This is a genomic window from Shimia sp. R9_1 (genome assembly GCF_017743775.1).
Lineage (GTDB): Bacteria > Pseudomonadota > Alphaproteobacteria > Rhodobacterales > Rhodobacteraceae > Shimia.
The window spans coordinates 342,294-356,870 of record NZ_JAGHRN010000002.1 but is presented as its reverse complement, the minus strand read 5'-3'; the positions used below and the strand labels follow the sequence as shown (position 1 = coordinate 356,870).

13 protein-coding genes and 1 tRNA gene are annotated in these 14,577 nt (G+C 53.8%); 8 read left to right on the top strand and 6 right to left on the bottom strand.

The genetic code is table 11. From position 1 onward, the window contains the following. Complete coding sequence (locus tag J7399_RS08050) at positions 1 to 996, top strand: asparaginase (RefSeq protein ID WP_209085191.1); 996 nt, start codon at positions 1 to 3, stop codon at positions 994 to 996. Between the two features lie 88 nt (positions 997 to 1,084). Here J7399_RS08050 and J7399_RS08045 read toward each other — a convergent pair whose 3' ends face one another. Genes J7399_RS08045 through serB form a run of 5 tightly spaced genes read right to left on the bottom strand, consistent with a single transcriptional unit; the run spans position 1,085 to position 3,876 of the window. Continuing rightward, a complete protein-coding gene (locus tag J7399_RS08045) occupies positions 1,085 to 1,399 on the bottom strand; it encodes a YciI family protein (RefSeq protein WP_209085189.1) in 315 nt (104 codons plus the stop codon). Positions 1,400 to 1,435: 36 nt separating this feature from the next. Beyond that, complete coding sequence (locus J7399_RS08040; protein WP_209085187.1) at positions 1,436 to 1,864, bottom strand: SRPBCC domain-containing protein; 429 nt, start codon at positions 1,862 to 1,864, stop codon at positions 1,436 to 1,438. Further along, positions 1,861 to 2,181: a metalloregulator ArsR/SmtB family transcription factor gene (locus J7399_RS08035; protein WP_209085184.1), complete on the bottom strand. Its 321-nt coding sequence runs from the start codon at positions 2,179 to 2,181 to the stop codon at positions 1,861 to 1,863. The genes J7399_RS08040 and J7399_RS08035 overlap by 4 nt, the downstream gene beginning before the upstream one ends. Positions 2,182 to 2,235: 54 nt before the next feature. Further along, positions 2,236 to 2,994 (bottom strand): TSUP family transporter, encoded by a 759-nt coding sequence (locus tag J7399_RS08030; RefSeq protein WP_209085181.1) that lies wholly within the window; start codon positions 2,992 to 2,994, stop codon positions 2,236 to 2,238. 3 nt (positions 2,995 to 2,997) lie between these two features. Next, a complete protein-coding gene (gene serB / locus J7399_RS08025; RefSeq protein ID WP_209085176.1) occupies positions 2,998 to 3,876 on the bottom strand; it encodes a phosphoserine phosphatase SerB in 879 nt (292 codons plus the stop codon). A 295-nt stretch (positions 3,877 to 4,171) separates the two neighbouring features. Between serB and J7399_RS08020 the strand changes: the two genes are divergently transcribed. The 6 genes from J7399_RS08020 to J7399_RS07995 all read left to right on the top strand — a co-directional run bounded on the left by J7399_RS08020 (position 4,172) and on the right by J7399_RS07995 (position 12,561). Beyond that, a complete protein-coding gene (locus J7399_RS08020) occupies positions 4,172 to 5,320 on the top strand; it encodes a phosphoserine transaminase (protein WP_209085173.1) in 1,149 nt (382 codons plus the stop codon). A gap of 86 nt (positions 5,321 to 5,406) precedes the next feature. Continuing rightward, on the top strand, positions 5,407 to 7,002 hold the full coding sequence (gene serA, locus J7399_RS08015) for a phosphoglycerate dehydrogenase (RefSeq protein WP_209085170.1): 1,596 nt from the start codon (positions 5,407 to 5,409) through the stop codon (positions 7,000 to 7,002). Between the two features lie 140 nt (positions 7,003 to 7,142). Further along, on the top strand, positions 7,143 to 7,730 hold the full coding sequence (locus J7399_RS08010; protein WP_209085167.1) for an ATP-dependent Clp protease proteolytic subunit: 588 nt from the start codon (positions 7,143 to 7,145) through the stop codon (positions 7,728 to 7,730). Continuing rightward, positions 7,727 to 8,458, top strand: coding sequence for a metallophosphoesterase family protein (locus tag J7399_RS08005; RefSeq protein ID WP_209085164.1), 732 nt, complete (start codon positions 7,727 to 7,729; stop codon positions 8,456 to 8,458). Before J7399_RS08010 ends, J7399_RS08005 begins: the two co-directional genes overlap by 4 nt. 132 nt (positions 8,459 to 8,590) lie before the next feature. Next, positions 8,591 to 9,793 carry an ABC transporter substrate-binding protein gene (locus J7399_RS08000; protein WP_209085163.1) on the top strand — a complete coding sequence of 401 codons (1,203 nt, stop codon included), beginning with the start codon at positions 8,591 to 8,593 and terminating at the stop codon, positions 9,791 to 9,793. A 14-nt stretch (positions 9,794 to 9,807) separates the two neighbouring features. After that, positions 9,808 to 12,561 carry an ATP-binding protein gene (locus J7399_RS07995; protein WP_209085162.1) on the top strand — a complete coding sequence of 918 codons (2,754 nt, stop codon included), beginning with the start codon at positions 9,808 to 9,810 and terminating at the stop codon, positions 12,559 to 12,561. Positions 12,562 to 12,617: 56 nt separating this feature from the next. Here J7399_RS07995 and J7399_RS07990 read toward each other — a convergent pair. Further along, positions 12,618 to 12,693: transfer RNA gene (locus J7399_RS07990), tRNA-Thr, on the bottom strand. 212 nt (positions 12,694 to 12,905) lie between these two features. On the opposite strand from J7399_RS07990, the gene J7399_RS07985 reads away from it, so the two are divergent. Beyond that, positions 12,906 to 14,132: an argininosuccinate synthase gene (locus J7399_RS07985; protein ID WP_209085161.1), complete on the top strand. Its 1,227-nt coding sequence runs from the start codon at positions 12,906 to 12,908 to the stop codon at positions 14,130 to 14,132. The last annotated feature ends 445 nt before the right edge of the window (positions 14,133 to 14,577 follow it).

Sequence of the window (14,577 nt, the reverse complement as noted above, 5' to 3'; positions counted from 1 at the left end):
ATGACCAAAGCCGTGCCGATGACCGAACTCTGGCGAGGAGACATTCTTGAGAGTGTCCACAGCGGCCATGCCGTGGTCTGCAATGCCGACGGGGAGATTGTGCATGCATGGGGCGATCCGGATGCCATTGTGCTGCCTCGCAGCTCCTCAAAAATGATCCAGGCATTGCCTTTGGTGGAAAGCGGCGCAGCCGATGCCGCAGGTTTGACGGAGCAGCACCTGGCGCTGGCCTGCGCGTCCCATAACGCGTCTGCCATCCACAATGACATGGTGAATGCCTGGCTCGCGGCGCAAGGGTTTTCAGATGACGATCTGATTTGCGGACCTCAGGAACCGCGCGACATTGGTGTGCGTGATGAGTTGATCCGCTGCAATGACCCGGTTTGCCGCGTACACAACAACTGTTCCGGCAAACACTCGGGCTTTCTCACCCTGGCCAAACATCTCGGCGCGGAGAAAAACTACACAGATATAAACCATCCTGTGCAAAAAGCCGTTCTGGCAGCGCATGAAGAGCTGACACAGGAAACCAGCACAGGCTACGGCATTGATGGCTGCTCTGCTCCCAATCACGCCAGCACACTCAAAGGCATGGCCCGCGCTATGGCGTTCTTTGCAGCAGCTCGTGAAGGCGAAGGCACCCGCGAAACAGCCGCTGCACGCTTGAGGAATGCTATGGCCAAACATCCGGAGTATGTGGCTGGCGAGGGCCGCGCCTGTACCAATCTGATGCGCGCAATGAACCATAAAGTCGCGATCAAAACCGGTGCTGAGGCCTTCTTCATCGCCATATTGCCCGAACAGAAACTGGGTGTCGCACTGAAGATCATTGATGGCGGCACGCGCGCTTCTGAAAACGCGATTGCAGCGATTTTGGCGAAGCTCGGTGTTTTAGACCCTAACCATCCAGAAGCGGCAAAATATCTCGATGCTCCGATCAGAAATTGGGACGGTCTAAAAACCGGGATGATGCGCGCGACAGAAGTCATGCGCTGAGTTTCGCAACTCCAGCTTCACTCTGCAGAAAATACTCCTGCCGGAGGCATCGACATATGCCACCGGCGCTTCATTCAGTCTGGTTTGGCTACATCTCCATCGCTTCGGCCACTTCCACTGTGCCCATCCCGCCCTCCAGGATTGGGCAGCCCTTTGCGATTTCGCAGGCCGCGTCGATATCGGGCGCATTGACAAGCGTGTAGCCGGAGACCGGGTTGGCACCGCCATCATTCGCCACACCATCTGCGCTGACGGTTTTGGACATACCTGCCGGGTTGCCACCATCGACGAGATCAGCGCCTATCCCTTCCATCCACTTCATCCAGGCTGCCATGACTTTCTCGCCTTCCTCCGGCGTTTCCGGGCGCCCACCTCCGTGATAAATGAACATAAATTTTGGCATTTGAAGTCTCCTTTGTTGAAGGGTCTTGATCCAAATTTATTCGAGAAGCGCCCGCAGCCTATTGGTAGAACTGTTCCAGCCCCAACTGTGGCCACGCACAGCTTCTTCGTCCTGCAAGTTCTTGTGATCTATAATTAGCTTGGCGCCCCGCGCCGTCGCCTCAACGGTGAATGTGACATGACTTTCATGTCCACGTTGATCATTTTCGTCGTGCCAAGCCCAAGTAAACCCGACCGAATGTGGCGGATCGATACTTGTCACTTGGCCTGACATTTTCATCTGCCGACCAGCGTCACTGATTTTGACAGAATGCCACGGGCCAAGTCGCGTAAAATCTAAAGTGTGGTCGCCCAATGTCATGCCTTCCGGCCCCCACCAACGGCTCAGGTCAGCCGGATTTGTGATCGCAGCGTAGAGGCGCTCAGGCGAGACAGAGAACTCCCTTTCCAATCGCGCATCGCTCACGACGTTTCCTCCGCCAACAGGGCATCCAAACGCTCCAAGCCTGACTGCCAAAACGCTTTATGATCCATTGTCCATCCAGCAACGGCTTGCAGCGCTTCCGGTCGAACGCTGTAAAGACGTTTTGTGCCCTCTGCGCGCTGTGTCACCAGACCTGCGTTGCGCAGTACTTTAAGATGGCGAGATACTGCGGGACCGCTGATCGACGCATCTGCCACAAGATCACCGGCTGGAAGCTCCCCAACAGCCATAAGACGCTCCACCATGGCAAGGCGGGTTTCATCGGAAAGGGCTGCAAAGGTTGTGGTCAGGCGAGTCATAGCCTGATCTTGAGGGGATTCTCTATTTAACACAAATGTTAAATTCAAGCTTTGTCAGAGCACATCCCAGAGCAGTTTGAGCGCCAATGCGACGGAGGTTGCCACCAAAAGCGGGCGGATCAACCTCGCCCCTTTCGCCATGGCCACCTTGGCACCAAGCCGAGCGCCCAAAATTTGCATCGCGCCCATAGCTAAGCCAATAGCCCAAAGCGGGTTGGCAACGAGGATAAACCCGGCGAGCCCGCCAACATTGGAAGCGAAATTCAGAAGCTTGGTATGCGCGGTCGCTTTCAAGATGCCGTAGCCGCCCAGCGCAACGAAGGCGATCATATAGAAACTGCCCGCGCCCGGCCCCAAGATACCGTCATAGAAGGCAACAACCGGAACAGCCGTCAGGGAAAAGATGATGGGTTTGAGACGCGCTGTACGATCCATCTCGCCGGGATCTTTGCGAAGGGCAAAGAATAGCGCAATTCCGATCAGCAGAACCGGCAAGATCAGCCGAATCCAATCTGTTGGCAAAACGGATACAAGGAGTGCGCCGCCAAGCGATGCGATAAACGCCAACAGTGCAGGTCCAGCCTGAGCGCGCAGATCGACCAAGCCACTCTTTGCATAGGAATAGGCAGCGGTGCCTGATCCAAACATCCCTTGTATCTTGTTTGTTGCGAGTGCTTGCACGGGCGGCACACCGGCAATCATCAACGCCGGCACCGTGATCAATCCGCCGCCACCAGCTATCGCATCCACGAAGCCCGCAAAAAATCCTGCTGCCAGTAAGAGCAGCAGCCCCTCAACCCCAAATTCCAGCATGTATTAGAGGCCCGCGAACTCAGACTTGGCATAGCCTTGGATATACAGCAGCGCGGTGAGGTCCCCATGGTTGATGCGGATGTCACATTCTGCCGCGACTGAAGGCTTTGCGTGTAGCGCTACCCCTGCCCCAGCGAGCCCCAGCATGCCAAGGTCATTGGCACCATCACCCACAGCCATCACATCTTCATGCGCAAGCCCAAGTCGTTCGGTGATCTCTTTGAGCGCCTGCACCTTCGCTTCGCGCCCCAAGATAGGGCGCCCCACATCCCCGGTCAGTTTTTCATCTGCAACCAAGAGCGTGTTGGCGCGGTTTTCGTCAAAGCCAAGTTCGGATGCCACTTTGGCGGTAAAGGCTGTGAAACCGCCTGACACCAACGCTGCGTAGGCGCCTTCCGCTTTCATTGTCGCCAAAAGCGCTTTCCCCCCAGGCATGAAAGTGATGCGTTCCGCGAGCACCTTGGCGATCACCCCCTGATCTAAGCCTTTCAACAGGCCAACGCGCTCCGTCAATGCACCTTCAAAATCGAGTTCTCCGTTCATCGCCCTTGCGGTGATGTCTTTGACGCGATCCCCGACACCCGCTTCGTCAGCCAACTCATCGATGCACTCTTGCTCGATCATCGTGCTGTCCATGTCCGCCAGAAGCATCTTCTTGCGACGGCCTTCAGTCGGCTGAACAACGAGATCCACACCCATCTTTTGCAAATCAGCCCAAACCTCCCAAAGATTGTCGGGATTGTTAGGCAGAGCAAACTCCGCAGCCTCTTCAACTGCGAGCCAATGTACGGTGTCACCTCCCCACGCATTGCGCAAATTCTCCACAAGCGCCCCATCAAGACTTGGTAACGTCGGATTGGTCAAAAGCGTGGCAGTGAACATCGGGGGCCTCAACAGATTTGAAGTTAGCTTGGGCGCCATAGAGCACGGCGGCAAAGATGATTCCAGTCTCGGATATTTCTGACCGTAAGGTTTTATTCATCAGAATCTGCACCTGCCGCACCCACATCGTTCATGTGACCGAATGTTTCCGATAGTGGTCATTTGGCGTCGCTTTTGAATCACAAACTGTCGTCAACGCGGATTTTTCATGTTGTGAGATCCCGCCACTCCGCCTAAGTCGGTCCGTGGGACACCTCTCCCCAACGAGAGGCATTTATCTGGAAGGATAGCATTTATGGCTACTCAGCAACCGGCGGTTCGCCCGGCGAACCCGCGTTTCTCCTCTGGCCCCTGTGCCAAGCCCCCCACATTTGATGTCACCAAGCTCGCAGATGCCGCTCTCGGCCGCAGCCACCGTGCCGCCATCGGCAAGGACAAGCTGAAGGCCGCGATTGAAGGCACGCGCGAGATCCTGGGCATCCCCGCAGATTACCGTATTGGTATCGTGCCCGCCTCTGACACAGGCGCGGTTGAAATGGCGCTCTGGTCCCTTCTGGGCGCACGCAAAGTCGAAATGCTGGCATGGGAAAGCTTTGGCGCTGGCTGGGTCACCGATGTGGTGAAGCAGCTTAAGATCGACGCCGAGGTTAAGACCGCCGACTATGGTCAGATCGTGGATCTGGCGACCGTCGACACCAAGAAAAATGATGTCGTCTTCACTTGGAACGGCACCACCTCTGGTGTGCGCGTGCCAAATGCCGACTGGATTGCGGATGACCGCGAAGGGCTGACAATCTGTGATGCGACCTCCGCCGCATTTGCGATGGATCTGCCCTGGGACAAGCTGGATGTGACCACCTTCTCCTGGCAGAAAGTGCTGGGCGGCGAAGCGGCGCATGGCGTGATTGTCCTGAGCCCGCGCGCTGTGGAACGGCTGGAAAGCTACACACCGGCCTGGCCGCTGCCTAAGATCTTCCGTCTGACCAAAGGCGGCAAGCTGATCGAAGGCATTTTTACCGGCGCCACCATCAACACCCCCTCCATGCTGGCAGTCGAAGACTATCTCTTTGCGCTGGATTGGGCGCGGTCTGTGGGTGGCCTGAAAGGTCTCATCGCGCGCGCGGATGCCAACGCCAAAGCGGTTTTCGATTTCTGTGACGGAAACGACTGGATCACGAACCTCGCCGAAGACGAAACCACGCGTTCCAACACATCGGTATGCCTGAAGTTCTCAGACGACCGCATTCAGGACGGTGCAGCCTTTGCTAAGGCAGTCGCCAAACGTCTTGAGGCAGAAAACATCGCCTTGGACATCGGCGCCTATCGCGACGCACCTGCTGGCCTTCGCATCTGGTGTGGCGGCACGGTTGAGACCTCCGATCTGCAGGCCATGCTGCCATGGCTCACATGGGCCTTTGAGGCCGAAATCACAGCGCAAGCCTAAGAGGGGCGCCCCGAGGGCACACCCGACGTCGGGTGCGCAGTTGTTGCGCACCTTCCCTGACATAGATTTTCCAAAGGACGCTCAAAATGGCTCCCAAAGTACTCGTATCCGACAAGCTCAGCGAAACCGCCGTTCAAATTTTCCGCGACCGCGGCATCGACGTCGATTTCATGCCTGACCTTGGCAAAGACAAAGAGAAATTGGCCGAAGTGATTGGTCAATATGACGGGTTGGCGATCCGCTCCGCCACCAAGGTAACCCCGACAATCCTGAAGGCAGCCACAAACCTCAAAGTGGTCGGCCGCGCAGGCATTGGCACCGACAATGTGGACAAGGAAGCTGCTTCTAAAAAGGGTGTGATCGTGATGAACACGCCTTTCGGCAACATGATCACAACTGCAGAACATGCCATCGCGATGATGTTTGCTGTGGCGCGCCAAATCCCGGAAGCCAGCACATCGACCCATGCCGGGAAATGGGAAAAGTCCAAATTTATGGGGGTCGAACTGACCAACAAAACCCTCGGCGTGATCGGTGCCGGCAACATTGGTGGCATCGTATGTGATCGTGCCCGTGGTCTGAAGATGAAGGTTGTCGCATATGATCCATTTTTGTCCGCCGAGAAAGCCGGCAAGATGGGTGTGGAAAAAGTGGAGCTGGACGAATTGCTCGCCCGCGCTGATTTCATCACGCTGCACGTGCCATTCACGGAACAGACCGCCAATATCCTGAGCCGTGAGAACCTTGAGAAGACCAAAAAAGGCGTGCGGATCATCAACTGTGCTCGCGGTGGTCTGGTGGACGAAGAAGCACTGGCCGAGCTGCTGAAATCCGGCCATGTTGCTGGTGCGGCCTTTGACGTGTTCTCCGAAGAGCCCGCCAAAGAAAACGCACTCTTCAATCTGCCCAATGTGGTCTGCACCCCGCACCTTGGCGCAGCGACCACCGAGGCTCAGGAGAATGTCGCTCTGCAAGTGGCGGAGCAAATGTCCAACTACCTTCTGACCGGCGCTGTTGAAAATGCGCTCAACATGCCGTCGGTGACCGCGGAAGAAGCCAAGGTGATGGGACCCTGGATCAAATTGGCAGATCATCTTGGCGCCTTCTCGGGCCAGATGACAGACGAGCCAATTAAGGCCATCAACATCCTCTATGACGGCGTGGCCGCGGATATGAATCTTGCAGCTCTGAATTGCGCTGTGGTGGCTGGGATCATGAAAAAGGCCAACCCAGACGTGAACATGGTTTCCGCCCCTGTGGTCGCCAAAGAGCGTGGTATTCAGATTTCGACCACCAACCAGGACAAGTCCGGCACCTTTGATGGCTACATCAAAGTGACAGTGGTGACCGACAAGCGTGAACGCTCCATCGCAGGCACCGTCTTCTCGGATGGCAAGCCGCGTTTCATCCAGATCAAAGGCATCAATATCGATGCCGAGATCGGGGCCAACATGCTCTACACCACCAATGAGGATGTGCCTGGCATCATCGGTACGCTGGGTCAGACATTGGGCGACAATGGCGTGAACATCGCAAACTTTACATTGGGTCGTGCGGACGTCGGCGGCGAAGCGATTGCACTCCTTTATGTAGACGAACCGGTCCCCGCCGAAGCGCGTGCGAAACTGGCAGAAACCGATATGTTCCGCCAAGTCAAACCACTGGTCTTTGACGTCGCTTAAACTGTGGCGAAGCCAACAAAAGCGCCGCCTCGATTTGGCGGCGCTTTTTTGTTGTCTCTGAAAGATCCTCTGGGGTTGTGCTCAGAAGATCTCCAATCAACAGTGGGGGTGTTTACACATAGTCGGTTTAGGAGGTTTCCATGTTTCCCCAAATGCGTGACGCTGACCAGCACTCACCCACCGTTTCCGGCCCGATTGACCAGCTGTTTTTCCAAAGCCGCAACGTGATTGTTGCCGGAGAAATCAACGATGTTCTCGCCCGCCGCACAGTGACCCACCTGCTCTCGCTTGCTGAGGCCGGGGATGACCCGATCAACGTGTTTATTTCCTCTCCCGGTGGGCATGTGGAAAGCGGCGATATGGTGCATGATGTCATCCGCTTCATCCGACCCAAAGTACGCACAATCGGCACCGGCTGGGTGGCAAGTGCAGGTGCGTTGATTTTTGTCGGTGCACAGGCTGAAAATCGGTTTTGCCTGCCTAATACTCGTTTCTTGCTCCACCAACCGTCTGGCGGCATTGCCGGACAGGCATCCGACATGGAAATTCAAGCGCAACAAATTCGGATGATGCGTGCCCGCTTTGACACTATGTTTGCCGAAGCGACCAGCCATACTCCGGAACAAATAGCCAACGACACTCAACGAGATTTTTGGCTTACAGCGCGGGAAGCCGTCGACTACGGTCTTGTTGGGCAGATTATTCAAACAGCAGATGAACTCCGATGACAGATCCAGTTTACGCCATCGGCGACATTCACGGGCATCTCGAGAAGCTAGAAGACATACTTGCGCGCATTGAGGCAGACGGCGGTCCCGATGCGCGTATTGTCTTTCTAGGGGACCTTGTAGATCGCGGACCAAACAGTTGCGGTGTGGTCGATAGGCTTATGCACGCAAGAAATGAAGGCCGCCCTTGGACCGTTGTGAAGGGCAATCATGATCGCATGTTTGAATATTTCATGGGCGCACAACCAAAGCATGATCCCCGCCTGCGACCAGAACTCACATGGCTTCATCCGCGACTGGGTGGCGCCGAAACAGTGGCCAGCTATGGTGTAGATGCTCACGTCGATCGAGCTGTCGAGGACATTCATACTGACGCGCTCGCGCTTGTTCCCAAAGAGCACATAGAGTTCATATCGAGCCTGCCTTTGTTTCACCTCATGGACTCTATCCTCTTTGTACACGCAGGCATTCGACCTGGCATCGCGTTGGAAGATCAGTCAGAAGACGATTTATGCTGGATCAGAGACGATTTTCTTTCCGATCCCCGGCCGCATCCCTGGCTGGTGGTACACGGCCATACGGTTGTTGAAACCGTCGAACACAAAGGCAATCGCATCGACCTGGACACAGGAGCTGGCTACGGAAAGCCTATTTCAGTGGCCGTCTTTGAAGGCTCGGATGTCTGGACCTTGGAAGATTCCGGCAGGAAGGTCCTGAAGCCCGCATAACAAGCAGGCTGCTCCGCTCAAAACACCATCGATCCTCCGCGCCCTTTCTGCGCAAAGCCGGCTAGAGGCTTTGTTAAGATTTTCTTCTTACTCTTTTCGGATCAAGTGTATGTGTTTTGTTCTGGTGTTGTTATGTTTCTGCGTGTGTTGGCGCTGCTCTGCAGCCTATCTGGCATGGCTTCGGCCGATATCTACAAGGTGTATTTGGATGCGGATCGGACTTCCAACTACGCCTCTGCACGGTCAATCGAAATTGGTATTCTCGCCGCGTTTGACGAGGTAGATCGTGTTGTAAATGGGCGCGAGATTGAATTTGTGCCTCTTGATCACCGCGCCAATAGCAAACGCTCAAAGAGACATCTCCAGCAGTTTCTAGACGACCCTCAGGCAATCGCGGTCGTGGGAGGCCTGCACTCCCCGCCTTATCTCTCCTCCAAAGACTATGTGAATGAAAATGGCATACCATTGCTACTTCCCTGGTCGGCCGCTGCCCCACTCACACGTGCACAAACTTCCAAAAATAGCATCTTTCGCCTGTCTCTAGATGATGCGAAAGCGGCAAAAATCCTTGTTCCGCAGGCCGTGACACAGGACAAATGCCAGCATATCACCCTAATCTTGTGGCGGTCAGGATGGGGAGAATCCAATGAGCGCACCATGACCGCGGAGATGAAATCTCTCGGGTTTAATCGCTATAACATCCGATATTTCGAGGGTAACCTGGGTGAGGCTGATGCCTTGTCCCTTGCCAACGCATTGGATGTCGCAGGCAGTGATTGCGCCATTTATGTGGGCAATGCGAAAGATGCTTCTGTCATTTTCACCGCACTCCACAAAACAGATATGAAAACCAGAATGCTGAGTCATTGGGGCATTACCGGAGGAGACTTCGAAGAGGATATTCCGGTAGAAGTGCGCGACGGGTTGCAGCTCCGATTCATTCAGCCCTGCTTTAGTTTCGAAACACCGGCAGGATCTTCCGGTGCGCGCCTAAAGCAGATCGTCAAAACCTATGGTAAGGATTTTGATGACAGTGGCTATTTGCGAGCGCCAGCCGGGTTCTTTCACGGATATGATCTCGGTCTCCTGTTCATTGAAGCATTGCGCAACATCGAGGATGAAGCCGATATATCAACACAACGCGCGATGTTGATCAAAGCACTGACCAATATCGAAGGCCCGATCGACGGGTTGCTCCGCCGCTATGAGTTCCCCTTTTCGGAATATGCGGTTCAAAATCCAGAAGCGCATGAAGCACTCGAAGTAGGAGACTTCTGTATGGCGCGTTTCGACAACGAGGACCGTATTGTTACCGCCAAGTCTGACCACTTCTAAAAATGGCCAGCTCAATGCGCTACACGTTGTTCTTCAACATCTTCGTTGTGCTCGCCTCATTGGTATCAGGGGCCTTCACCAGCGCCGTGGTGCGTTTTTCGGTGTCAGAACAAACCCTGAGTTCCCAACAGGAATTTGCCAAAGTTGAAGGTGACGCACTTGCGGATCGGTTGCACACTCATATGGATCAGTTGGGCTTAGGTCTGGCTTTTCTCGCCACGCAACCAGCCATCGTAAATCGTGTCTTGGGAGATGTGCAAACGGACATCTATGCAGATGCAATCTTTGACCGCTATCTCGAAATTGCCCCCTTTGACGGCACTCTCTTGTACGATTTTCTCCCGGAAGAAATTCTCCGGCTAGACGCAAACAATATTCTAAACAAGCGCCTCTCAGATCATACCAATCTCTTGGCGCAGCGCGTTGTCGCAGCCGAACAAACACTGTTTGACGTCGTCTATTTTGAGAGCACGCCAACATTAATGGTAGCCGTGCCGGTACTGGCAAACGGGTTTGTCGAAGGCGTTCTAGTAGCTATTGACGCCGAATGGAGTCTTCCGGCTCAAATCATCCCGTCTGGGGTGGAAACCTTGACGCTGACGCGAACCCAGCAACATGATCCCGCAAATTGGTTGTTTGCAAGCAACCTGGAAGGCACCGGGCTAACCCTTCAAGTGCAGTGGGACGCAGCGGCACTGGATCAGGCACGAACGGCACTTTTGCGATCTCTCACATGGGCGATTTTCGGAATTCTGTTGGTGGCAGCTCCATGTATGTCACTGCTCGGCCATCGGCTGTTGGTTCGGCCTGTCAAAGCCCTAGAGAAAGCCAAAACCGAAATGGAGGAACTAGAACAGAAACATAGGGAACTGTCAGAAGTCGCCATCCGTTCCAATGATGCAGTGGTCATCACGGATAAAAACAGGCTGATCACCTGGGTCAACCCAGCGTTTGAAAACCTAACAGGCTATAAACTGGGAGAGGTTCTCGGAAAATCTCCGGGTGCGCTACTTCAGGGCGAACTGTCTGATCCAAAAGCCATTGCAACCATGTCTCGCAATCTAAACGCTGGAAAGGCGGTGACTGTCGAATTGATCAACCATGCAAAAGACGGGCGCCCCTATTGGGTGGAGGTCGCGATCAACCCGGTTTTTGATGAAAGCGGTACATTGGTGCGTCTGATTGCCGTAGAGCGAGACACAACACGCCAAAAGGAGCACGAAAAACGCCTCAATCAAGCAGCGCTTCAGGCCGAGGAAGCCAACAAAACCAAGAGCCGTTTTCTAGCCAATATGAGCCACGAAATCAGAACGCCGATGAATGGGATCATTGGTATGTCAGAAGCTTTGTTGGACGAAGACCTTTCCACCGAAGCGCGGGAATCGGTCAATGTTATCCGCTCTTCTGGCTTGGCTCTTGTCGGGATTATCAACGATATCTTGGACTTTTCAAAGTTGGAGGCAGGACAGTTTGAGACATCAAGTGAGCCTGTTTTGATTGACGATCTGGTCTATGAAGTTGTGGGTCTAGTCAAACAGGGGCTCGAAAAACCTGACGTGGCCTTTGAAGTGACATTAGATAAAGCCATGCCAAGAGTGATTTGGTCCGACGCCAAAAGACTGCGGCAAATCCTGCTGAATGTCGTTGGGAATGCGAACAAATTCACCCTAAGCGGACGTGTCCGAGTTTCCCTCCAAAGACGCGCCCACACACAAGACGACTCTTTCGAAATACATGTTTCCGACACCGGCGTCGGCATCGCCGAAGACAAGCTGGACCGGGTGTTTGAGGCATTTAAACAGGTGGACAATTCGGCAACGCGCACCTTTGATGGCAGCGGCTTGGGGCTCGCGATTACAAAGGGGCTGATTGATGTCATGGAGGGCCAAATCTCCGTGTCATCTGTTCTGGGTGAAGGAACCACCTTCTCGATTGTTTTGCCCCTGTGCACGACGGGCTGCGGACACGCCCCAATTAACAATCTGAATGGTAAACGCATTGCCATATTAACCCAAGACTCGCCAGAGTTGGCGCGGTTTTGGCAAGACCGATTGGCTTATGTTGGTGCAGAAGTTGTCCTACTGCGTATGAGCGAATTCAATCTTCCACTGATGAATCGGCATGTGATCCTGGTTGGTGGGTCGAAGCTCCCGAAATCGGCGCAGCAGAACGTGGAAAAGTCGAAGTGCCATGTATTTGAGATTGGCGATGGTGACCAAACGAGAGGTAAGTATCCATCACTGAGTCCGTTGATGACCAACTCCACTCTCATAGAACGCCTGTCTCCTGAAGAAGATGCGTTGAATACCCCACGAGATACGAAAACAGAATTACCCAATTGGCGGATCCTTGCTGCGGATGACAACAAGGTTAATCGGTTGGTATTGGAGAAGTTGTTCAAAAATCAGCCTGTTGAATTTCAATTCTGCGTAAACGGACAAGAGGCGGTAGATGCCTTCCAAGATGACCCGAGTTTCTCTGTCGTGCTCATGGACATATCCATGCCGATAATGGGCGGGTTGGAAGCAACACTGCGCATTCGTGAATACGAACTTGTGCACGACTTAGAACCCACCTCCATCATCGCGCTCACAGCCAATGCTAGCAAAGAAGATCGTGAGACCTATCTCACCCAAAAAATGAACGCAGTCCTTTCAAAGCCCTTCAAGAAAGAAGAACTGCTCGACCTGCTTTGGGAATTCGCAAAGCCAGAAATCGCTTCATATCAGTCAAACACGCGCGAACCAAAAAGCAGAGCCCGCTCATAGACAAATCGTGCCTTTGGGTTTGTGGTAAGTGTTACGGCAATTTTGAAGCTGAAAGATGGTGCCTCAAGAGGGACTCGAACCCCCGACCTTGTCCTTACGAAGGACCTGCTCTACCAGCTGAGCTATTGAGGCACTGCGCCCGTTCCTCTAACCGCTAACAGTTTAGCGCGCAAGGGTCCGCAATCAAACCCGAGATCATTTGTCTCTCCAAGAGCGGCTACCTAACGGGATCCAGCCCTTTTTAAGTGTTTCACAATCATTATCGGCTCCGGAGGGAGGCTCTCCTTGCCCAAGCGGTTAAAAACCGCTATCGCGCGAGCGTTATATGGACGAAGGGAAAAGACATGTCGGCTCCGAAGAAAGTTGTGCTGGCCTATTCCGGTGGCCTGGATACCTCAATCATCCTGAAATGGCTGCAAACCGAATATGGCTGTGAGGTGGTGACCTTCACCGCAGATTTGGGTCAAGGTGAAGAGCTTGAACCGGCCCGCCAAAAGGCGGAACTGCTGGGCATCAAACCAGAGAACATCTACATCGAAGATGTGCGCGAAGAGTTTGTACGAGATTTCGTTTTCCCAATGTTCCGCGCCAATGCGGTTTATGAAGGGCTCTATCTGTTGGGCACGTCGATTGCACGCCCGCTGATCTCCAAACGTCTGATCGAGATTGCGGAGGCAACGGGCGCAGATGCGGTGGCACATGGCGCAACCGGCAAAGGCAACGACCAGGTGCGCTTTGAGCTGGCCGCCTATGCGCTGAACCCCGACATCAAAGTAATTGCGCCTTGGCGTGAGTGGGATCTTTCTTCCCGAACCAAACTTATCGACTTTGCCGAACAGCATCAGATTCCCATCGCCAAAGACAAACGCGGCGAAGCGCCCTTCTCAGTGGACGCGAACCTTTTGCACACCTCTTCAGAAGGTAAAGTATTGGAAGATCCGGCCGTCGCGGCTCCGGACTATGTCTATCAGCGCACCGTCCATCCTGAGGACGCACCAAATGAGCCAGAATTCATCGAAATCGGCTTTGAAAAGGGTGATGCGGTCAGCATCAATGGCGAGACGATGAGCCCGGCAACCATTCTAACCAAGCTGAACGAATATGGTGGCAAACACGGCATTGGCCGTCTGGACCTCGTAGAAGGCCGCTTCGTGGGCATGAAATCCCGTGGCATCTATGAAACACCCGGTGGCACCGTACTTTTGGAAGCTCATCGCGGCATCGAGTCCATCACCATGGACCGTGGCGCGATGCATCTCAAAGATGAGTTGATGCCAAAGTACGCTGAACTGATCTACAACGGCTTCTGGTATTCTCCAGAGCGTGAGATGCTGCAGGCGGCGATCGACAAATCCCAAGAGCACGTCACAGGCACCGTGCGTATCAAGCTCTACAAAGGCAGCGCGACCACTGTAGGCCGTTGGTCCGACTATTCTCTTTATTCGGAAGAGCACGTAACCTTTGAAGATGACGCGGGTGCTTATGACCAAAAAGACGCGGCCGGCTTCATTCAGCTGCAAGCACTGCGCCTTAAGCTGATCGCCATGCGCAACAAGCGCAACGCGGATTAAACTTCCCGACTTTAAGAACTAAAACCCGCCCAATGGGCGGGTTTTTTGTTTCCGGCAGTTTGCTATCAAACCGACAGTTCAGTTGAATACAGAGGTAAAGCCGGTAGAGTCCATTTTGTGTACAGGATCCTGCTCTTCTTGGGGTTTGCAAGTCAGAGGGTAGGTCGCATTACTGTCACATCCAGTAATTGGATATCTTCCCGCGTCTGAGCAAGCGGAAATGAAGGTGACTAAACAGGTTATCAGGATCAAAGGGCGCATGGTGATCTCCATAAAAAGTGTAATTTTAGTTCGATCAGCTATTTATTCTTCGCGATCAGACAAAACATGGCACCAATAGCCAACAACTTGATAGTTTCGGACAGAACGCTGAACTCCAGAAGAACACGACAAATTTCTCTGAAGCCTCGCCACCTAACGTCGAGGTAACCAATCCAACGTAACT